This window comes from Streptomyces sp. NPDC020807, from assembly GCF_040641575.1.
In the GTDB taxonomy this organism is placed as follows: domain Bacteria; phylum Actinomycetota; class Actinomycetes; order Streptomycetales; family Streptomycetaceae; genus Streptomyces.
In genome coordinates this window covers 77,376-97,434 of sequence record NZ_JBFADU010000010.1, presented here as the reverse complement: position 1 = coordinate 97,434, position 20,059 = coordinate 77,376, and the positions used below count along the sequence as shown (strand labels likewise).

General features: G+C 73.8%; 19 protein-coding genes and 1 pseudogene. 10 read left to right on the top strand and 10 right to left on the bottom strand.

All coding sequences use genetic code 11. From position 1 onward, the window contains the following. Positions 1 to 114: 114 nt before the first annotated feature. From AB0G79_RS17565 to AB0G79_RS17550, 4 genes are all read right to left on the bottom strand, one after another. Positions 115 to 843 carry a TetR/AcrR family transcriptional regulator gene (locus AB0G79_RS17565; RefSeq protein ID WP_360807421.1) on the bottom strand — a complete coding sequence of 243 codons (729 nt, stop codon included), beginning with the start codon at positions 841 to 843 and terminating at the stop codon, positions 115 to 117. 135 nt (positions 844 to 978) lie between these two features. Then, positions 979 to 2,268, bottom strand: a complete 1,290-nt coding sequence (locus AB0G79_RS17560; protein ID WP_360807230.1) for a hypothetical protein — start codon at positions 2,266 to 2,268, stop codon at positions 979 to 981. Further along, the gene (locus tag AB0G79_RS17555) at positions 2,265 to 3,107 is read right to left on the bottom strand and encodes a hypothetical protein (protein ID WP_360807419.1); all 843 of its coding nucleotides are present in this window, start codon (positions 3,105 to 3,107) and stop codon (positions 2,265 to 2,267) included. Before AB0G79_RS17555 ends, AB0G79_RS17560 begins: the two co-directional genes overlap by 4 nt. Positions 3,108 to 3,157: 50 nt before the next feature. Continuing rightward, positions 3,158 to 5,350 (bottom strand): right-handed parallel beta-helix repeat-containing protein, encoded by a 2,193-nt coding sequence (locus tag AB0G79_RS17550; RefSeq protein ID WP_360807228.1) that lies wholly within the window; start codon positions 5,348 to 5,350, stop codon positions 3,158 to 3,160. A 253-nt stretch (positions 5,351 to 5,603) separates the two neighbouring features. On the opposite strand from AB0G79_RS17550, the gene hmgA reads away from it, so the two are divergent. The 5 genes and pseudogenes from hmgA to AB0G79_RS17525 all read left to right on the top strand — a co-directional run bounded on the left by hmgA (position 5,604) and on the right by AB0G79_RS17525 (position 11,028). Next, positions 5,604 to 6,917 (top strand): homogentisate 1,2-dioxygenase, encoded by a 1,314-nt coding sequence (gene hmgA, locus AB0G79_RS17545; protein ID WP_360807226.1) that lies wholly within the window; start codon positions 5,604 to 5,606, stop codon positions 6,915 to 6,917. Between the two features lie 82 nt (positions 6,918 to 6,999). Next, positions 7,000 to 7,749 (top strand): GntR family transcriptional regulator, encoded by a 750-nt coding sequence (locus tag AB0G79_RS17540; RefSeq protein WP_360807224.1) that lies wholly within the window; start codon positions 7,000 to 7,002, stop codon positions 7,747 to 7,749. 101 nt (positions 7,750 to 7,850) lie between these two features. Beyond that, positions 7,851 to 9,065, top strand: coding sequence for a type ISP restriction/modification enzyme (locus AB0G79_RS17535; RefSeq protein WP_360807222.1), 1,215 nt, complete (start codon positions 7,851 to 7,853; stop codon positions 9,063 to 9,065). 263 nt (positions 9,066 to 9,328) lie between these two features. Continuing rightward, a pseudogene (locus tag AB0G79_RS17530) lies at positions 9,329 to 9,748 on the top strand (ABC transporter permease); the annotation flags it as partial. Between the two features lie 62 nt (positions 9,749 to 9,810). Continuing rightward, complete coding sequence (locus AB0G79_RS17525) at positions 9,811 to 11,028, top strand: CaiB/BaiF CoA-transferase family protein (protein ID WP_360807220.1); 1,218 nt, start codon at positions 9,811 to 9,813, stop codon at positions 11,026 to 11,028. 212 nt (positions 11,029 to 11,240) lie between these two features. Here the strand turns inward: AB0G79_RS17525 and AB0G79_RS17520 are convergent, their stop codons facing one another. Further along, positions 11,241 to 11,513: a hypothetical protein gene (locus AB0G79_RS17520; protein WP_360807218.1), complete on the bottom strand. Its 273-nt coding sequence runs from the start codon at positions 11,511 to 11,513 to the stop codon at positions 11,241 to 11,243. Positions 11,514 to 11,825: 312 nt separating this feature from the next. Between AB0G79_RS17520 and AB0G79_RS17515 the strand changes: the two genes are divergently transcribed. Further along, positions 11,826 to 12,854: a protein kinase gene (locus AB0G79_RS17515; protein WP_360807216.1), complete on the top strand. Its 1,029-nt coding sequence runs from the start codon at positions 11,826 to 11,828 to the stop codon at positions 12,852 to 12,854. On the opposite strand, the gene AB0G79_RS17510 is transcribed toward AB0G79_RS17515, so the two are convergent. Continuing rightward, the gene (locus AB0G79_RS17510; RefSeq protein ID WP_360807214.1) at positions 12,838 to 13,644 is read right to left on the bottom strand and encodes an SGNH/GDSL hydrolase family protein; all 807 of its coding nucleotides are present in this window, start codon (positions 13,642 to 13,644) and stop codon (positions 12,838 to 12,840) included. The genes AB0G79_RS17515 and AB0G79_RS17510 overlap by 17 nt on opposite strands. A 180-nt stretch (positions 13,645 to 13,824) precedes the next feature. Between AB0G79_RS17510 and AB0G79_RS17505 the strand changes: the two genes are divergently transcribed. Continuing rightward, positions 13,825 to 14,955 carry a DUF5925 domain-containing protein gene (locus tag AB0G79_RS17505; protein WP_360807212.1) on the top strand — a complete coding sequence of 377 codons (1,131 nt, stop codon included), beginning with the start codon at positions 13,825 to 13,827 and terminating at the stop codon, positions 14,953 to 14,955. Positions 14,956 to 15,055: 100 nt separating this feature from the next. Here AB0G79_RS17505 and AB0G79_RS17500 read toward each other — a convergent pair whose 3' ends face one another. Beyond that, positions 15,056 to 15,436 carry a GntR family transcriptional regulator gene (locus AB0G79_RS17500; protein ID WP_360807210.1) on the bottom strand — a complete coding sequence of 127 codons (381 nt, stop codon included), beginning with the start codon at positions 15,434 to 15,436 and terminating at the stop codon, positions 15,056 to 15,058. A 74-nt stretch (positions 15,437 to 15,510) separates the two neighbouring features. Here AB0G79_RS17500 and AB0G79_RS17495 point away from each other — a divergent pair, with 74 nt between their 5' ends. Next, complete coding sequence (locus AB0G79_RS17495; RefSeq protein WP_360807208.1) at positions 15,511 to 16,434, top strand: GNAT family N-acetyltransferase; 924 nt, start codon at positions 15,511 to 15,513, stop codon at positions 16,432 to 16,434. Continuing rightward, the gene (locus AB0G79_RS17490; protein WP_360807206.1) at positions 16,415 to 16,894 is read left to right on the top strand and encodes a DUF402 domain-containing protein; all 480 of its coding nucleotides are present in this window, start codon (positions 16,415 to 16,417) and stop codon (positions 16,892 to 16,894) included. The genes AB0G79_RS17495 and AB0G79_RS17490 overlap by 20 nt, the downstream gene beginning before the upstream one ends. Positions 16,895 to 16,912: 18 nt before the next feature. Here the strand turns inward: AB0G79_RS17490 and AB0G79_RS17485 are convergent, their stop codons facing one another. Both AB0G79_RS17485 and AB0G79_RS17480 read right to left on the bottom strand, forming a co-directional pair. Beyond that, positions 16,913 to 17,326, bottom strand: a complete 414-nt coding sequence (locus AB0G79_RS17485; protein WP_360807204.1) for a DUF6299 family protein — start codon at positions 17,324 to 17,326, stop codon at positions 16,913 to 16,915. Between the two features lie 80 nt (positions 17,327 to 17,406). Further along, positions 17,407 to 17,889 (bottom strand): GNAT family N-acetyltransferase, encoded by a 483-nt coding sequence (locus tag AB0G79_RS17480; RefSeq protein WP_360807202.1) that lies wholly within the window; start codon positions 17,887 to 17,889, stop codon positions 17,407 to 17,409. A 187-nt stretch (positions 17,890 to 18,076) separates the two neighbouring features. Here AB0G79_RS17480 and AB0G79_RS17475 point away from each other — a divergent pair, with 187 nt between their 5' ends. After that, positions 18,077 to 19,066, top strand: coding sequence for a lytic polysaccharide monooxygenase (locus tag AB0G79_RS17475; protein WP_360807200.1), 990 nt, complete (start codon positions 18,077 to 18,079; stop codon positions 19,064 to 19,066). A gap of 3 nt (positions 19,067 to 19,069) precedes the next feature. Here the strand turns inward: AB0G79_RS17475 and AB0G79_RS17470 are convergent, their stop codons facing one another. Further along, complete coding sequence (locus AB0G79_RS17470; RefSeq protein ID WP_360807199.1) at positions 19,070 to 19,954, bottom strand: alpha/beta fold hydrolase; 885 nt, start codon at positions 19,952 to 19,954, stop codon at positions 19,070 to 19,072. Between the last annotated feature and the right edge of the window lie 105 nt (positions 19,955 to 20,059).

Sequence of the window (20,059 nt, the reverse complement as noted above, 5' to 3'; positions counted from 1 at the left end):
CACGTTCACCCTTGAACTCCCGCCGAGCGGCGGTGCGGATGACGCTAGGTGCCCCCTTTCGGCCTTAACAAGATGTTGACGCGTGAGCAATACGAGCAAAAGCCCAGGTCAGGACTACGGTGACGGCAGCGGCGACGCGCCCGTGAGGGCGGGCGCGAGGTAGGCGTACAGCAGCTGGCGGGTCTCGTCGACGAGGGCCGGGTCGCCCTCCGGGTCCGCGCGGAAGGCGAGGCGGACCAGCGTGTCGGCGGTCTCGACGCCGACGCGGACCTTGCGGCGCAGGGTCTCGTCGGCGGCGTGGCCCAGGTGGACGGCGAGCAGGCCGCAGATCCGTTCCGCGACGAGGAGGTTGGGGTCGTCCATGGCGGCGTCGTCCGGCGCGGCCGTGGTGTCCCCCGCCTCCGGAGCGGCTCCCGACGGCGGTCCGGACGGCGGTTCCGACGGCTCACCGGACGGCGGTTCCGACGGCTCATCGGACGGCGGTTCCGACGGTTCCCCGGGCGTCGCGGTCGGTACGCCGAAGTCGACGAGCGCGAAGCCCGGGACGGTCCGCTTCATCGCGATGAACTCGTCGAGGACGCCGTCGATGGCCCCGTACGCGTCGAGCTGCGGCGACCGCGCGAAGCGGGCGGAGATCCGCTCCGTGTACCGGTCGAGATTGCGGTGGGCGAGCGCGGCGACCATCGCCCGCTTGTTGCCGAAGAACCGGTAGACGGAGCCGATGGGGACTCCGGCGCGGGCGGCGACGGCACGGGTGCTGAGCTGCTCGTAGCCCGTCTCGTCGAGCTGCGCGGCGCAGGCGTCCAGGATCCGGGCGAGCCGCTCGGCGCTGCGCTGCTGCACGGGGGCGCGGCGGAGCGCCGGGACCGAACGGGGGCCGCCACCGGGGCTTTCGCCGGGGCTGCTGGGCGGACCGCTGCGCTGACTGCTGTGGGGACTGTTGTGGGGCACGAGGACCATGATGCCGCTCCGGTCGGGTCAGGCGATGAGCAGGCCGATGCCTCCGAGGGTGTACGCGATCATCAGCACGAACAGCGGGAGTTGGCCCGCGACGGCCCGGGCCGGCGGGAAGAGGCGGACGGACCGGTCGTGCGCGGCGACGACCCCGAGGACGTGACCGGTGACGATCGCCGCGACCTGGAGGGTCGCGAGGCCGCCGGGACCCAGGGGCGAGGCGGGCGCGAGGGCGTTGTCAGTGCCCCCTGCCATGATGACTGTGCGTGGTCCTTCGGTGACGAAGAGCGAGAAGTAGTGGGCGACGAGGTAGCCGAGGGCGATGGGGAGGAGGGAGTGAGCGAAGGAGGTGAGGGGCGTGGCGAGGGACCGGTCCATGAGGCGGAGGGCGCCGGCGCAGAGCCCGTAGCAGGCGGCGGCGAGTGCGGTGACGGCGAGGAGGCCGAGGGTGGCCGTGGCGGTGGGGCCGAGGGAGGAGGTCTGGAGGGTGGTGATCCAGCGGGGGTTGTCGGAGAGGCCGTCGTAGGCGGTGGAGCCGAGGAGGACGCAGACGGTGGCGACGAGGCCGGGGGTCTGCGGGGTGGAGTCGAGGCCGTGGAAGGGGGAGCGCAGGACGAGACGGCCGTCGGCGCGGCGGCCGAGGGGTGAGAGACGGGCGAGGAGGGAGGAGTAGACCTCGAAGGGGTCGGCGTGGGCGAACCAGCGGTCGCCGTGGCGGGCGGCTCCGAGGAGTTGGACGCCCAGGTGGACGGCGAGGGCGGCGAGGAGGGTGGTGGTGGCGGTGTTGTCGGGGGCGACGAGTTCGAGCCAGGTGAAGAGGAGGAGACCGGCGGCCGCGGGGCGGATGCCGACGGCGGCGGGCAGCGGGCGCGGGTTCCGTGGCGGACGGAGCGCGTAGAGGGTGCGGAGCGGGTTGAGGAGGCGCCAGACGGGGCCGAGGAGAAGGGAGGCGGGGACGAGTCCGACCCAGAGGAGGACGTAGAGGGCGCCGGCCGCGGGGTTGCGGTCGGGGTCGTCGGGGCCGAGGAGGAGGTGGAGCAGGAAGAAGAGGGCGACGGCGGCGCCGAGGAGGCGGAGGGCCGTGCGGGTGGCCGGCGCGTCGGCCACCCGCTGGACGGACGTCGGGAGGGGCCGCCCCGCCTCGTCGCCGCGGAAGCGGGACGAGGACCAGAGCAGGCCGAGGGCGAGGAAGGAGACGAGGAGCGCGGCGAAGGCGCCCGCGTAGGCGTAGAAGGGCGAGAGGGGGAGGTCGTGGCGGGAGCCCACGCCGTGGGCGAGGGGGAGGCCGAGACCCGGGGCCGGGACGCCGGTCACCGGACGACCAGTTGGGTCAGGAGGAGTCCGGACCCGTGGGTCTCGACCTCGAAGAGGCCGGTGCGGTCGGCGGTGAGGGTGAGGGAGGCGGGGGTGCCGGGAGAGAGGGGGACTTCGCGGTCGTAGCCGTGGACGTGGACCGTGTCGGCGCGGTCTCCGGTGATACGGAGGGTGAGGCGCTCACCCTTCTTCAGTTCGATGCGGGACGGGGGTGGTTGGACGGTCTTGCCGGTGATGGAGAGGGTGACGGTCCGTCCGGTGTCGGCGGTCGGGGACGGCGTCGGGGTCGGGGTCGGGGGCGGGGCCTTGGTGGCGGGAGCGGTGCCTGCGTCCGTGGCCGTGGCGGTGGCCGTGGGAGTCGCGGCAGCCGGGGCGGTGGCGGGGGCGCCCAGGCGGACGGCTGCCTGGACGGGGGCGCCGGCGACGGCCCAGACGGTGTGGTCGTCCGCGTGGAGGCGGACGGTCAGGGTGCGGACGCCGGGGGGTACGTAGCCCCAGTTGCCGTACAGGCGGGAGATCTCCTTGCCGTCGGCGAGGAGGCGGGCGTGGCCGCGCCCGGGGAGGGCGGCTCCCCCGGTGCTGTCGGGGGTGAAGCGGAACCTCTCCACCGTGAGGTGGACGTTCCAGCCGCCTTCCGTGTCGGGGCGGGTCTCGACCCGGACGGTGGGCGCGGTCGCCGCGGGGAGCTCCCGGAGGCGGTGGCCGGTCTCGTCGCGGGCGTCGAGCAGGGTGCCGCTGGTTCCGGTGGCCTGCTCGTGGCTGGTGCCGGGCTTGTGGTGGGTGGCGGCCCGGCCGCCGCAGCCCGCGAGGGGCAGCGCGGCGGCCAGGACGAGCGCCAGGGAGACGAGGGGCGCCCCCCGGAGCGGACGGGTCGGACGGGTCGGCCCGGTCACGCCGTTCCCTCCTCACGCGCCCGCGTGTCACCCGCCGGGGCCTCGGCCCTGGAGTCGGACTCGGACTCGGACTCGGACTGAGACTTGGGGTCGGGGTCCGGTTCGGCGTCGGCGTCGGCGTCGGCGTCGGCGGCCGGGTCGGCGGCCGGGTCGGTGGCCGGGTCCGTGGCCGGGTCCGTGGGCTCCTGGGTGCGGGCGCCCGCGGCGATCACCGCCCAGAGCACCCAGACGACGCCGAGCACGAGGCGGAACCAGGCGGGGCTGACGGGGATGCCCGGGACCATCAGGACGGCCTTGTCGAAGGCGTCGAGGAGGGTGAGGGCGCCGAGGACCACGGTGGTCCAGGCGAAGACGGGACGGGAGGGACGGAGGGCGAGGCCGATGACGGTCCACCACACGCCGGTGAGCAGCAGGCCGAGGGCCGGGACGACGGTCGGGGTGAGGGCGAGGGTCGAGCCGGCCACGTCGAGGGTCAGGCCGGCGAGGCCGGCGAGGGTGGCGAGGCCCGCGATCCGGTTGCCGCGCAGGCGGCGCCACCAGAGGGCGAAGCCGGTGAGGGCGAGGACGAGCGCGGTGCCGAGGGCGATCTGGGTCTCGACGCGCTGGAGGCCGCGGGCGCCGTACCAGTCGCAGCCGGCCGGGAGGCGGCGGGCCTGGACGCTGTAGTCGGCGCAGACGAGGAGCTGGGCGAGCTTGACGGGTTCGCCGACGATCCGGTCGACGTCGCCGGAGACGTCGCCGCGCCGGGAGCCGCACTCGGGCAGGGCGCCAGGGCTGGACGCGCCCGCGTCGGCCTGCCAGCAGTTGCCGCTGCCCTGGCCGTCCCAGGAGACGTCGGTGCGGTTGGGGCGGGAGTTGCCCGCCTTGTCGACGCCGAGGCGGTTGCCGGCGTAGCGGTTGTCGTGGGAGGTGTCGAACTGCTTGGCCCAGGCGGACTCGCCGCGGATGAAGGCGGGGACGGCGTTCAGGTAGAAGGCGGTGCGCTGGTGGCCGTAGATCCAGTTGTCCTCGTACAGGTTCCAGTTGCCTCCGGCGGTGATGATGCCGGAGCCGGGCGGCATGGAGATCTGGGGGCAGACGACGCCGCGCTCGTAGCCGCGCTCGACGGGCGGCTTGGCGCAGGTGCCGTCGGCGACGTACGGGTAGTAGTCGGCGTTGTTGTCGTGGATGAGGTTCCGCTCGAAGCGGGCGTGGTTCTGGGGCAGTCCGGGGTGGCCGGGGAAGGCGGAGTCCATGGACGCGCCGCCCATGTTGTGGTCGAACTCGTTGTCGTGGACGTAGACGGAGTCACCGGCGGTGCCCGAGTAGCCGACCATGTTGTGGTGGCTGCGGCAGTTGGTGATCTCGATGGAGTAGCGGGGGACGTCGTAGCCGCGGCCGTCGTTGATGTTCGAGGCCGAGCCGGGGTAGATGCCCGAGTCGCCGTTGCCGTAGGACTCGCAGTTCTTGTAGAGGCCGTGGTCCGAGGCGAAGGTGAGGAAGCCGTACTCGTCGTTCCAGCGGGTGAGGACGTCGTCGATGACGAAGCCGTCGGCGGCGAGGACGTACAGCGAGTTGAACGTGGTCCGCTGGGCGGTGAAGTTGCGGAAGTAGATGCCGTCGGAGCCGTCGGCCCTGATGCCGTTCAGCTTCTGGTACTTGGCGTCGATGATCACGTCGAGGCGGCTGGCGCCGGTGCCTTCGACCTGGAGGTCCTTCTTGCCGAGGATCGCGACGAGGTTCTGGTTGTGCGGGCACTCGGCCTGCTGCTCGTAGCTGAGGATCTGGTAGCCGAGCGAGGAGTTCGGCGCCTTGAGCGAGGCGCACTTCCCGGTGGGTTCGGGGAGTGAGGGCTCCTCCTCGTAGAGGCCGGGGAGGATCGCGATCGTCATCCCGGGCCGGTCGACGGCGTCGACGGCCTCCTGGAGGTGGCGGTATCCCTCGCGCGCGCAGCGGTCGAGGAGCGCGAGGTTCCGGGTCCTGAGGGCGTCGGGGAAGGCGGAGATCCGGCGCGCGAAGTCGGCGCGGTCGGTCTTGCAGACGAGGAGGTCGGGCTCGCCGGAGCGGAGCTTCGGGACGCTGCCCGAGCCGTCGGGGAAGGTGACGGGCCGCTCCTCGTGGGCCTGGGCCCCGGGGGCGGTGACCAGGGTGGCGGCAAGGGCCGCGAGCACGGCCGAGAGCGCGAGGAGGAGTCTTCGGGACCAGGACATGCGCGAGAGAGTAGAGCATTGTTCATCTTTCTCGACCCCCTCGTGCAGGTATCGAGCCGGTATCGATTCCGACCGTCCGGCACCCTCCCCGCGGCGTCGACTCCTCACCCTTTGGTCCGGCTCGCGCGGTCCGTCCCCGTTGACGGGAGGGGCGCGGAATCCTACGGTCATCCATAGGATTCCTCGCGGAACCCCGTACACCCCGTACACACCCCGCGCACACCCCGTGCGGGCCCAGGACAGGAGCGGGCGGATGACCACGGAGCAGGCCCGGAAGACGGCCGAGGCGCTCACCTACAGCACCGGATTCGGCAACGAGCACAGCTCGGAGGCGGTCCCCGGCGCGCTGCCGGACGGCCGCAACTCGCCGCAGCGCGCACCCCTCGGGCTGTACGCGGAGCAGCTGAGCGGCAGCGCCTTCACCGAGCCGCGCGCCCACAACCGCCGCTCCTGGCTCTACCGGATCCGCCCCTCGGCCGCGCACCCGCCGTTCACCCGCCTCGACGACGGCGCGCTGCGCGGCGCGCCCTTCGCCGAGACCGTCCCCGACCCCAACCGCCTCCGCTGGAACCCGCTGCCCGAACCGGCGCCGGGTACGGACTGGCTCGCCGGCCTGTGGACCCTCGGCGGCAACGGCGACGCGACCCAGCGCACCGGCATGGCCGTGCACCTCTACCATGCGAACGCCTCGATGGAGCGGGTCTTCGGCGACTCCGACGGCGAGCTCCTCATCGTCCCCGAGCGCGGCGGTCTCCTCCTGCGCACCGAACTCGGCCTGCTCGCGGCGCGCCCCGGCGAGGTCGCGCTGATCCCGCGCGGGGTCCGCTTCCGTGTGGAGCTCCTCGACGAGTCGGCCCGCGGTTACGTCTGCGAGAACTACGGCGCGCCCTTCCAGCTCCCCGACCTCGGCCCGATCGGCGCCAACGGCCTGGCCAACGCCCGGGACTTCCGCGCCCCCGTCGCCGCCTACGAGGACGTCGAGGGCCCGGTCGAGGTCGTCAACAAGTACTGCGGCCACCTCTGGTCGGCGACGTACGGCCACTCGCCGCTGGACGTCGTCGCCTGGCACGGCAACCACACGCCGTACGTCTACGACCTGCGCCGCTTCAACGTCATCGGGACGATCTCCTACGACCACCCCGACCCGTCGATCTTCACCGTCCTCACGGCGCCCTCCGACACCCCGGGCCTCGCCGGCGTCGACTTCGTCGTCTTCGCCCCGCGCTGGCTCGTCGGCGAGGACACCTTCCGTCCGCCGTACTTCCACCGGAACGTGATGAGCGAGTACATGGGCCTCATCGAGGGCGCGTACGACGCGAAGGCGGAAGGCTTCGTCCCGGGCGGCGGCTCGCTGCACAACATGATGTCGGCGCACGGCCCCGACCGGGAGACCTTCGACAAGGCGAGCGCCGCCGAGCTGAAGCCGCAGAAGATCGACGACGGGCTAGCCTTCATGTTCGAGACCCGCTGGCCGGTGTCCCTGACCCCCCAGGCGCGGGACGCCGACCACCTTCAGCGGGGATACGACGACGTATGGCAGGGTCTGGAGCGCCACTTCCGGCCGTAATGTCTCGGCCGTACGCCCCTGGGTCCCGTCCGACCTCCGCCGGACCGGCCCCAGGGCCTGACCGCCTTCGTACGGAGAACCCGTGACCGCCTTCGCACCGGACTCGCTGGTCCTGAACCGCAAGCTGCCGCTCTGGTATCAGGTCTCGCAGTCGCTGCGCGCCTCGATACTGGGCCGCACGCCCGACGCCTCGCTGCGGCTGCCCACCGAGGAGCAGCTCGCCGCCCACTACGGCGTGAGCGTGCTGACCATGCGCCAGGCCCTCAAGGAGCTGGAGGAGGAGGGGCTGATCAGCCGCCACCGGCGGCGCGGCACCTTCATCGAGCCCGGCGCCCGGCGCTCCACCCCTCGCCGGCTGCTCGGCTCGATCGACGCGATCGTGGCCCAGCAGTCGGGCGAGCGGACGACGGTCCTCGGCCACGGCGCCGAGCCGGTGCCGGGCGAGCTCCTGGAGTACTTCCCCGACGCGCCGGAGGTCGTCACGTACCGGCGGCTGCGCCGCGACGGCGAGACCGGTGAGCCGACGAACTGGGTGGAGAACGCGGTGCGTCCCGAGCTCGCCGCCGCCATCGACCCGGCGGACCTGGAGCGCTGGCCGATGACGAAGGTGCTGCGGGACGTGGTCGGCGTCCGGATCAGCCGCATCACGGACACGGTCGAGGCCCGCCTCGCCGACCCCGAGACGGCCGGCCTGCTCCAGGTCCCGCTGCTCTCGCCGATCCTCCACTACACCGGCGTGACGTACGACGAGGACGGCCGGGTCGTCGACGTCGCCCGCATCCGGTACCGCGGCGACCGCTTCTCCTTCACGGTGACGGTGGAGGCCCACTGAGTGGTGGTGAGGTCCACCGAGCGGCGGCGCAGGCCCACCGAGTGGCACTGGAGGCCCACCGAGTGGTGGTGGAGGCCCGCTGACAGCGGGCGGTCGTTAGCATGCGGGGCGTGACGGAAGCTCCCGGAAGCATCGACGACGCGCCGCTCCTCGACGAGCTCATGCCCTGGTCCGTCGCGCCGCTGCGCTTCGGCCGGTCCTGGGTCGTGGCGCCCGATCCCCGTACGCTGCGGGCCCGCTGGGACCGGCTGACCGCCGCCGAGGGCGCCGAGCGCGAGGCCCTGTTCCGGCCGAGCCGGGCCCGTACCCCGTCGAGCGCCGTGGCCGCCCTGCCGGGGCAGCGCACGGGGACCGGCCGCTTCGCCCGCGAGGCGGGCCCGTGCCCCGCGCCGGTGCGGGTCGCGCTCGGACCGTTCGACGAGCAGTGGCTCCTCCCCGACCACCGGCTCATCGACACCGCCCGGCCCGAACTGTGGCGGGTCGCCGACGACTCGCAGCTCTTCGCCGTCGAGCAGGGGTACGTCCCCGGCGCCGGGGGACCCGCCCTCCTGGTGACGGCGGCGCTCCCCGAAGGCCGCTCGCCCGCCGGGCGCCCGGGCCGGATCCGCCCGCTGTTCCGGCGCCCGGGCGGCCAGGAGCCCAACCTCGCCCCCGGGCTCCTGCCCTTCCTCTCCGGGCGCTACGGGCACGAGGTCGACGCCCGGGAGTGGCTCGCCTGGACCCTCGCCGCCGCCCGCCCCTCCCCCGCCGGCTGCCGCGTCCCCCTCCCCGCCGACCCGGAGGTCTGGGCGACGGGCGTGGCGCTCGGCCGGGACCTCGCCGACGTGCAGCTGCGGGGCGCGCGGAGCGGGACGAAGCCGAGGCTGCCGGGCGGCCGCCGGCCCTACGTACGGGCGGCGGTCCCCGCGCGCCCCGGGGAGCTGGTGTACGAGGCCGACGACGAGGTCCTGGCCGTCGGCGAGGGCCGTGTCTCGCCCGTACCGGCGGAGGCCTGGGAGTACCGGGTCGGCGGGGTGCGGGTCCTGGAGCAGTGGTTCGCGCACCGGACCGCCCGGGCGGAGCCCGGCTCGCTGGAGGCGATCGGCCCGGCCGCCTGGCCGCAGGAGTGGACCTCGGAGCTCCTCGACCTGGTCACGGTCCTCGCGCTGCTCGGCGCGCGCGAGCGGGAGCGCGCCGCCTTCGCCTCCGTACCCGCCGCGGGCCGGGAGGAGCTGCGGGGGGCCGGCGTCCTGCCCGTACCGGACCGGGCGCGCCGCCCGGCGTCCGTGCTCGACCACCAGGAGGAGGGCCCGGAGGGCCAGTTCATGCTCCTGTGAGGGGCGTCCCCGCTCCCCGCGGCGGGCGGCTCGAAGGAGTCGAGGAGGCGGGCGATCGTCATCGCGAAGGTCTCCTCCGCGTCCACGGGCGCGGCGGGCGCCTCGGCGAGCAGTCCCGCGAGGTGCGGGTAACGGCCGCTCGCCAGCTGCCCCTTGAGGTGGGACCCGCGCACGGCCTGCTCCTCCGCCTCGGTCCAGGGCAGCGCGCGGGCCCGCTCGGCGAAGGCCTGCTCGTTGGCGACGGTCGCCATGACCGTGCCGTTGTGCTCGTCGCCACGGCCGCCGGCGGCCTGATGACCGGCATGTTCCAGGCCGCGCAGGACTCCCACCGGGGCGTCATGGACCGGTTCAGGACCATGCCGGTGAGCCGGGCCGCCGTCCCCCTCGGGCAGGTCCTCGCCGACCTCCTCGCGAGCGCCGTCGGCACGGTCCCGCTGCTCCTCGTCGGCCTCGCCATGGGCTGGCGGATCGAGGGCACGCTTTCCGAGGCGCTGGCCGCCTTCGGCCTGCTGCTCCTCTTCCGCTCCGCGACGACCTGGGTGGGCATCCGCTTCGGCAACGCGCCCGTCCCCGCGGACGCGGCCTGGCCGGTGGCCCACCCGGTGGCGGGCGCGCTCCTCTGGTCGCTCGGCCTGGTCGCCGTCTTCGCCCCGCTCGCGGTGCGCCGGTACGCGCGCGGGTGACGCACCGGCGTGACGCAGACCCTGATGACAGGACGCCCACCGGCACGGTAGGCACAGGGGTCATGAGCCTCCAGCCCCACCCCCACGACGCCCGGCCCCTTCCCCTCGAAGGGATCACGGTCGTCGCCGTCGAGCAGGCCGTCGCCGCCCCCTTCGCCACCCGGCAGCTCGCCGACCTCGGCGCCCGCGTCGTGAAGGTCGAACGCCCCGACGGGGGCGACTTCGCCCGGGACTACGACACCGCCGCACGCGGCCTCGCCTCGCACTTCGTGTGGTGCAACCGCGGCAAGGAGTCGATCGCGGTCGACCTGAAGGACCGCCGGGGCATGGCACTCGTCCGGCGCTTGGTGGCCGGCGCCGACGTCTTCGTCCAGAACCTGGCGCAGGGCGCCGCCGCCCGGCTCGGCCTCGACGCCGCCACCCTGTGCGCCGCGCACCCGCGCCTGATCGCCGTGGACGTCTCGGGGTACGGGCCGGACGGGCCGTACGCGCACAAGCGGGCCTACGACATGCTCGTCCAGTGCGAGGCCGGACTCGTGTCGGTGACCGGCACCCCGGAGCGGCCGGTCAAGTCCGGCATCCCGGCCGCCGACATCGCGGCCGGGATGTACGCGTTCTCGGGCGTCCTCGCCGCACTGGTCCGGCGCGGCACCACCGGGCTGGGCGGCCCGGTGGAGGTCTCGCTCCTCGACGCCCTCGCCGAGTGGATGGGGCACCCGCTGCACCACGGGTCGCACGGCGGCACGCCCCCGGCGCGTACGGGGCTCGCGCACGCGGTGATCGCGCCGTACGACGCCTATCCGACGGCCGACGGCGGCCTCGTGCTGCTCTCCGTGCAGAACGACCGCGAGTGGCGGCGGCTCGCCGAGCGGGTGCTCGGGCGGCCCGGCCTCGCCGACGACCCGGCCTTCGCCACGAACGCGGCCCGGGTGGCGGGGCGGGCGGCGACGGACGCGGCGGTGGCGGAGGCCCTGGCACCGCTGACGGCTCCGGAGGCGCTGGCCCGGCTCGACGCGGCCGGCATCGCCTGCGCCCGGCTCAACTCGGTCGCCGAGCTCGCGGACCATCCACAGCTGGCGGCCCGCGACCGGTGGCGGATGGTGGACTCGCCGGCGGGTCCGCTGCGTTCGCTCCTGCCGCCGATCGTCTTCCCCGACGGGCCGGAGCCGAGGATGGGGCGGATCCCCGCCCTGGGCCAGGACACGGACGGGATCCTCGGCGAGCTCGGAGTGCCGGAGGCGGAGGCCAAGGAGCTCAGGAGCGCGGGCGTGGTGGCCTGACGCCTCCGCAGGAGACGCCCGGCAGACGGGCAGGAGACGGTCAGGAGGCGGCGGCAGGGGCGGAAGCCGCGCACGGGCACGACGAAACGCCGGACGGGCGGGGACACGTCCGGCGTTCTCGTCTGCGGAGTCGTACGGGAGACCGGGGCCGCCGGGCGGAAGCGGGCGGGTGGCCTCGGGGTGCGCGGCCCCGGCGCCGGTCTCCCGGTCTCCTAGCGGCGGGTGCCGAAGAGCGAGCGGCGCAGGCGGCGGAGCGGGGCGAAGAGCGAGACCCGCGCGCTGCGGCTGCGGTGGCTGTGCACCGGCACCTCGCGCGGACGTGTCGTCAGCTCCCGCATCAGCAGGGTCGCCTCGGCCACCTCGCGCTGGGGCACGGCGGGTCCGCCGAGCACCGCGAGATGGCGGTCCAGCCGCGAACTGGTCGCGCTGCTCCCGCAGGTGATGGCAGGCACTCGCGGCCTGCTGCGCATTGCTATCTGTTCCATGTCACTCCCCACCCGTACGAGGGCACCCGGCCCGGGCAGGTTAACCCTATCGCTCCACTGTCACACCCGTGTATCCCACCGTCGGGATTCACCGCACCCGTACGAGGGTTGACGGTCACCGTGCGAATCCATCTGATTCCAGGGCGAGTTGGACAGGGCTCGAACACCTGCCGAACCGTCATGAACCATCCTGCACCCAGAGCCCCGACCTCGCCGTACGGAGGATGATGTGATCTCCGCCACCATGATCGTTCCCGTGCGCGTCCCGCACGCGCCGGAGCCAGGAGGCGGCCGCTCGGCTACCGTGGATCCATGACGGTGATCGCGGGTCGTTACCGGCTTCTGGACGTCCTCGCGGAAGGGGCGACGGGGACCGTCTGGCGCGCTCTCGACGAGACGCGCGTCCACGAGGTGGCCCTCAAGGAGTTCCGCGCGCCCGACGGGCTGCCCGCCGACGAACTCCCCCTCCTGTACGCGCGCCTGGAGCGCGGGGCGCGCGCCGCTGCCCGCGTCTCGCACCCCTCGGTGGTGACCGTGCACGGCGTGGTCACCGAGGACGGCCGGCCGTGGGTGGTCATGGAGCTGGTCCGCGGACTCACCCTCGCCGAGACCCTGGAGGCCGGCGGCCCGCTGCCGCCCGCCGAGGCCGCGCGGGTCGGCGCCGAGGTGCTCGCCGCGCTGCGGGCGGCACGGGCGGCGGGCGCGCCGCACCGGGGCGTGCGCCCCGGGCACGTCCTGCTCGCCAACGACGGCCGGGTCGTCGTCACGGGCTTCGGCGCGGGGCCTGGCACGGAGCCCGGCGCGGCACTCGGCGCGGGGCCCGGCACGGAGCCCGGCGCGGGCGACGGAGCCCCCGCCCCGGAGGCCGAACTGCGGGACCTCGGTGCGCTCCTCGGCGCGGCGACGGAGGGCGGCGCGGTCGGCGCGCTGGGTCCCGTCCTGGACGGGCTCCGCGGGGACGCTTCCCCGACGGCCGATCAGCTGGAGGGCTTGCTGCGGCGGTTGGCCTCGGACGGACCGAGGGGCGAGGCGAAGCGGGGCGCGTCGTCGCCTCCGCCCGCGTCCGTACGGGCGGGGGCCGAGGAGGACGCGTCCGCGCGCCCGGGGGCGGTCGGCCCGGGCCCGGTGGGCCGGGGCGCGCGGCCGCCCCGGCGTTCGGCGCGGCCCCGTCGGGGTCCCGTCCTGCTGGCCGGGATCGTCGGGGCCGTGCTGCTCGCGGGGGCGTTGACGTACGAGTACGTGCGGGAGGGGGACGCGGACACCGGTCCCGGGCGGGGCGGGGTCACGAGCACCGTCACCCCGTCCGGGAGCGGAGGGTCGTCCGCTACACCGCTCCCTTGAGGGAGGGCAGGTAGCCGCCGGACTGTCCGGAGGCGGTCGGGTGGTACGACTCCCCGATGTTGAGCCAGTTGACGCTGTGCAGCCAGGCCGAGCCGGAGCAGATCTCGTGGCCGGTGAAGGGCGGGACGACGCTGGCGAAGGCGTAGCCGTGGTTGGCCGCGCGCTTGGCGATGGCGGCGTTGAGGTAGTCGGAGGCGCCGTTGATGGCACTGCGCTCGGCTTCGCTCAGGCCGGCGATGCAGTTCCCGTCGAGCTTGTAGAAGCGCGGGTAGCCGAGGACGACGACGCGGGCGGCGGGGGCCTTGTTGCGGATGGCGGTGTAGACGGCGTCTAGCTTGCCGGGGAGCGTGGAGTCGACGTACGCCTTGGCCTGATTCACGCGGTTGATGCAGGTGGATTCGGACTGGAGCACACAGGTCGTCATGACGTCGGCGAATCCGGCGTCATTTCCCCCGATCGTGAGGGAGACCAGGTCGGTGGCGGCTGACAGGGGGCCGAGCTGATTGGCGGTCACATCACCCGTTCGGGCGCCCGAGCAGGCGGTGAACGCGAACGAGGAGGGGGCGTTCGCGTTCTTCCAGAGCACCGGGTAGGCCTTCGTGGAGCGCTTGCAGTCGCCGCTGGCGCTGTCGTAGCTGCCGGCGCCGACACCCGAGGAGTACGAGTCCCCCAGCGCCACGTAGTCGAGGGCGGCGGTCTCGGCCGCCTGGGCGGCGCTCGCCCCGGTGAGGGCGAGGACGGCGCCGAGCATGAGCGAGGACGAAAGGGCCGCGAAGCGGGACAGTCTCATGGAACCTCCCTGTAGCAGGATCTCTGCGTTACCAGGTAGTAGCAGCGGATCCGCGCGATCGGAAGTGTCCATGACAAAACTAGGGGTGGGTGTCGCCGAAACTCCCACTTCCACCGTCGATTTCAGGCCAGGGAACACCCCGGGCAAAACACCGTGCGCGGCCTGCCCCGTTGCCGGATCATGGGCGCCATGGCTGACACCCCACCGGCACCGGTACCGGCTCCGTCCGAGCCTCAGCGCGCACTGCCGATCCGGCTCAACCTCGACGACAGCGACTCCCCTTCGGACGTCGTCGACGCGCTCTTCCTCGGCCGCTTCGCGACCGGCGAGCAGCCGCACGCGCACAGCACCACCCTGGACCGGGTCAGGCCCGACGCGACGCTCCTCCCGGCGGACGCGCGGATCCTGCGCGCCGCGAAGGACGACGACCGCAGCGCCGTACTGGCCGAGGGCGAGGGGTGGACGCTCCTGATCTCCCGCTGGAACCGGGGCGCGGACGTCACCGTGACGGCCGCCGACGCCGAACTCGCCGAGCGGATCCTCAAGGAGGCGACCGACGGGGCGAAGGACGAGCCGGAGCCGCAGCCGGAGAACGTGACGATGGGGTTCTGGTACGTGTCGCCCCGGCGCGGCCCGCACCGCACGACCCGTCAGATCAGCGCCGGGACCTGGGACGAGGTGCGGCCCAACTACTCGGCGCCGGTGGCCGCGTCCATGGACCGGCTGATGAAGGTGACCCCGGAGGACATCGCGGGCCGGCTCCTGCTGCTGCACGGGCCGCCCGGCACGGGCAAGACCTCGGCGCTGCGGACGCTGGCCCGGTCCTGGCGCGACTGGTGCCAGGTGGACTGCGTCCTCGACCCGGAGCGGCTCTTCAACGACGTCGGGTACCTGATGGACATCGCCATCGGCGAGGACGAGGGCTCGGCGAAGGGCCGCTGGCGGCTCCTGCTGCTCGAGGACTGCGACGAGCTGATCCGCGGCGAGGCCAAGCACACGGCGGGACAGGCCCTGTCCCGGCTGCTCAACCTGACCGACGGACTGCTCGGACAGGGACGCAACGTCCTCGTGGGCGTCACCACCAACGAGGACCTGGAGCGGCTGCACCCGGCCGTGGTCAGGCCCGGGCGCTGCCTGGCCCGTATCGAGGTCGGACCGCTGACGCGGGCCGAGTCGGTGGCGTGGCTCGGCCGCGAGACGGACGTGCCGCACGAGGGCGCGACGCTGGCGGAGCTCTTCGCGCTGCGCCGCGGCACGCCCCCGGCGGACCTTCCGGAGCCCCGCACGGCGGGGGCGGGGCTCTACCTGTAGGGCACCGCCCCGTGAGGGCCTGTCCGGCCCCGGTCCGCCGGGCAGGTCCTCAGGGCGTGTGCCGGGCGCCGCCGGGCAGGCACCACTTTCGACGCACGCCCTAGCTGGGAGCGTCGTACGCCGCCCGCAGTGCCTCGTTCATCGCGGCCTCGGCCGCCTCGCGGCTGAGGCCGAGGCGGCGGGCCTCCTCGGCGTACTGCGCGGCGGCGGTGGCGGCCCGGCGGGTGGCCGCGTCGCCGGCCGCCGCGACGAAGGTCCCGTGGCGCCCGCGGGTCTCGATCACCCCGTCGGACTCCAGCGCCTTGTACGCCTTGGCGACGGTGTTCGCGGCGAGCCCCAGCTGCTCCGCGAGTCCCCGTACCGTCGGCAGCTTGTATCCGACCGGCAGTCTGCCCGACCGGGCCCGCTCCGAGATCTGGGCGCGCAGCTGTTCGTACGGAGCGGTGGTGGATCCATGGTCCACGGCGATGGTGAGTGTCACCCCTCCGATTCTGCCCTCACCTCACCGGAAAATGGGAGGCGCGGGTCGGTCCTCCGCCCGTAGCGTCCGTGCATATGACTCTGATCATCCGTGCCGCGGAGGCCGGGGACGCCGAGGCGTTCGCCCGGGCTCGTCGGGCCGTACTGCCGTTCATCCTCGTGACCGCCGAACAGCTCGCCTTCGACTGGGCGCACACCCATCCGGACGGCCACTACCGGCCGCTCATCGCCGTGACGGAGGACGGGACGGTCGCCGGGACCGCACAGGTGGGGATCGCGCACGACGCGACCGAGCCCGGCGTCGGCTTCGTCAACGTGTACGTGGACCCGGCCCGTCGGGGCCTCGGCGCGGGGGCGGCGCTGCTGGGCGCGGCCGAGGAACACCTCGCCTCGCACGGCGCGCACACCCTGTTCAGCTGGGTCCTCGACGAGCCGTCGAACCGCTCGTGGGCCGAGCGGCGCGGGTACGCGCCGAGCCGTTCCGCGTACTACCTCCGGCTCGACCTGGCCGGCGCCGACCTGCCGCCGCTCGGCGTGCTGCCGGACGGCGTGGAGCTGCGGACGGGCGAGGACTTCGCGGCGGACCCGCGGCCGCTCTTCGAGCTGGACGCGCTGACGACCGCCGACGAGCCGGGCGACCTGAGCTTCGACCTGGACGACTTCGACCACTGGCGGGCGACCACCTGGGACCACCCGTTCCACGACCCGTCGCTGACGACGGTCGCGCTGGTGGACGGCGTGCCGGCGGCGTTCACGGCGGCGCAGTCGGACCGCCTGGGCCGGTACCGCACGGGGATGACGGGCACCGCTCCCGCGTTCCGCGGCCGCGGGCTCGCGAAGCTGGTGAAGACCGCGTCGCTGCACCGGGCGCGCGAGGCGGGCCACACGGTGGCGTTCACGGGGAACGACGCGGACAACGGGCCGATGCTGGCGGTCAACAAGTGGTTCGGGTACGAGATCGCGGCGACGGAGGTGCGGCATGTCCGGACGATCGGTTGAGGTCACCCTGAGAAAGGCGGGCCGTACGAAGATCCGTTACCCGGCGGAGGTCCTCGTGGAGCGGGGCGACCGGCTGTCGGTCCGCGCGCCGTGGGCGGCGGAGGGGGTACGGGACTTCGGCTTCGTGCGGTTCGAGCCGGGGGACGTCTTCGTGGAGCACTACTGGGCCGACCGCTGGTACACGGTCAAGGAGGTGTGGTCCGCCGACGCCACGCTGAAGGGCTGGTACTGCGACATCACCCGGCCGGCCGAGATCGGCGGGGCCGGGGTGGTCGTCGAGGACCTGGACCTGGACCTGTGGGTGTCGGCGGACGGCAGCGAGGTGCTGCGCCTCGACGAGGACGAGTTCGCGGCGAGCGGTCTCGCCGCCTCCGATCCGGAGGCGGCGGCCCGGGCCGTCGTGGCGCTCGACGAGCTGGAGGCGCTGGGCCGGGAGGGCCTGCGCGACCTGCTGTCCTGAGCCACTGGCCCCGCGGGGTCAGTGCAGCTCGACGTCGGCTTCCTCGCGGGCGAGGAAGCCGGGCGTCGGCAGCCCCATCTCGCCGGTGGCCGTGAGCTGCATGAGGCCGGCCTGGACGTGGGCGGCGCCGGGCGTGAAGGCGGGGTCCTTCACGACGGCGCTGTTGACCCACTCGTGGACCTGCCCGTCACAGACGGCCCGGGTGCCGCCGATTCCGGTGGAACGTTCCCCCTGGACGAGCGTGGAGCTGACGAAGACGGGGCCCTGGCTGTCGTCGAAGCAGCGGTACTGGCCGGAGAGGGTGACCGTGCTGTCGGCCGCGACGGTGCCGTGCCCGTCGACGGAGAGCCCGTCGCCCTCTCCCGCGTGCGCGAGGGGGGCGAGGGCGGCGGCGAGCAGGACGCCTGCGGCGAGGGCGGTACGGACGCGCATGGACGGGGGTCCCTTCGGGGTGGGGGGTGTGTGGTGCTGCCCGCCAGGGATACCGGATCAAGCCGCCCGATGTCCGAAACTCACCCCATCGCGGGCGAGTTGAGCGCCTCCGGCAGGACCTTCCGATAATGGACACGGTCGTACGCACCGTCGAGCCGCCGCTCGACGACCTCGTAGCCGTACCGCTCGTACAGCTTCTGGTTCTCCCACATCATCGCGTTGGTCAGCAGCCGCACCTCCCCGACCCCGAGCTCCCGCGCCCGCCCCTCCACCCACACCATGAGGGCCCGCCCGACGCCGGTGCCCTGGGCGTCGGGGTGGACGGCGATGGCGTCGAGATACAGGTGGTCGGCCTCGGAGAGCACGACCACGACCCCCCGCACGACTCCCCCGACCTCGGCGACGAACACGAGTCCCCCGTCGACGTTCGCCGCGTGGTCCCCCTCCATGGGCGACGGCACGAGCCCGATCCGCTCGATGTAGTGATGGAAGGCCGCGTCGACGACACCCTTCACGACGGGCACGTCGGCGGCGACCGCGGGGCGGATCAGTACGTCTGTCATACCGCCACGGTACGACGTCTCCCGGCCACGACCCCGGGCGACAGTTCCTCAGGCGCCGCTTAGACGCGCCTTAAAGCGGTCCTAAGGATCGCCGTCTGTCGCTCGTCCGCGGCCTTTTCGCGGAGCCGGCGGGCTAGCTTCTGGACAACCCCCCACACCCCCACCCTCGTGAAGGAGTTGTCCCCCCATGACCTCTCGTCGTACGGCCCCGGTCGTCACCGCCCTGCTCGGTCTGTCCGGGCTCGCCGTCTCGCCCGCGCACGCGCACGGGTCGATGACCGATCCCGTGAGCAGGGTCGCCGCCTGTTACGCGGAGGGGCCCGAGGCGCCGAGGTCGGCCGCCTGTCGGGCGGCCGTGGCGGCGAGCGGGCCGCAGGCGTTCTACGACTGGAACGCGGTGAACATCGCCAACGCGGCCGGTCAGCACCGGCAGTTGATCCCGGACGGCAAGCTGTGCAGCGCGGGCAACGACAAGTACCGGGGGCTCGACCTCGCGCGGGCCGACTGGCCCGCCGGCCGGATGAACTCCGGCTCCCGCACCTTCCGTTACCGGGGGACCGCGCCGCACAAGGGCGCCTTCGCGCTGTACGTGACGAAGGACGGGTACGACCCGACGAAGCCGCTCGCCTGGTCGGACCTGGAGGGCGAGCCCTTCGCCACCGCGACCGACCCGAGGATGGAGAACGGTGACTACGTCTTCGACGGGACCGTTCCCGCCAAGTCCGGGCGCCACCTGATCTACGCGATCTGGCAGCGCTCCGACTCCCCCGAGGCGTTCTACTCCTGCTCGGACGTGGTGTTCGGAGGCGAGGGCGGCGCCGGTACGACCCCCACGCCGACCGCCTCCGCGCCGAACGAGCAGCCGAGCGGGGAACCTTCCGCCGAGCACGACCACTCGGGGACGTCCGCCGCGCCGGAGCCGGAGGAGAGCGAGAAGAGCGAGGGGAGCGAGGGGAGCGAGGGGAGCAAGGCGGAGGGCGACGGTGCGCCCAACGCGCCTTCTCCCGCCGGTGGTTCGGAGGCCACCGACACCCCCGCTCCCGCCGCGCCCGCCGTCGTGCTCGCCGAGACCGGGGGCGGCGCCTCCCGGGCCCACTTCGCCGTCGGGGGCGCCGCCGTGCTGTCTCTCGGTGCCGCGCTGTTCTTCGGGGCCGCCCGGCGGCGGGCCCGGGGCTGAGGGCTAGCCGATCACCGACAGACAGGTGGTCGGGGTGGCGTGGGCCGGGTCGAGGGCGTTCTCGACCTCGTGGAAGGCGACCCGGTCCACCGTGCCGATGGCCACGTGCTCGGAGAGGTCGAGCGCGCACTTGTCCTGGATGAGGACGTTGGTGACGTTCGGGCCGACGAGGAACTGCGAGCGGTACGGGGTGACCACCTCGTCGTACTGGGTGGCGATGACGTGGTAGCGGACGCCGGGGACCGTGTCACCGCCCTCGTTGAGCTTCGTGATGAAGGCCGAGCCGGCGATCTGGTCGGCGAGGCCCGGCGTCGTGGCGCTGATGAGGTCCTCGGCGCCGGGGAAGTGCGGCAGGAGCTTGGTGAGGCCGAGGAGGGTGGTGCCGTGGTTGTCGGGCGCGATCCCGACGAGCGCGTTCACCTTGGCGGCGCCTCCGAGGAACTTGAGGTACCAGCGCGGCATCATGCCGCCCTGCGAGTGCCCGACGAGGTCCACCTCGGGCGCACCGGTCGCGGCGAGGACCCGGTCGACGTACGCGTCGAGCTGTCCGGCGGACGCGGCGATCGGGCCGAGGCCGTGGAAGAGCGGCACGCCGGGCAGTTGGCCGTAGTCGAGCGAGAAGACGCAGTACCCGCGGTTGACCAGGTAGGGCGCGAGGACGAGCCAGTTGTCGACGGAGTTCCCGAAGGTGCCGTGGACGAGGACGACCGGGCGGGGGTGCGCGGCGGAGGGCTTGCAGGTCCAGTCGTTCCAGCCGCGGCTCGTCGAGGCGAGGGTGTCGGTCCGGGCCGAGGCGGAGGCGGTGGGGGCGAGTGTCGCCACGGCGGCCAGTGCCAGGACGGACAGGGCTCTGACGGCGCGTGACGTGCGGGACTTCCAGGGCAGCATCGGGCGATCTCCTTGCGGCTCAAGGGGAAGGTGGGGGTGCTGTGCCCTGCGGTCCGGACCACAAGTGGGGATGCGCGGTGGGGCCGCGCTCCAGCCAAGCTACGC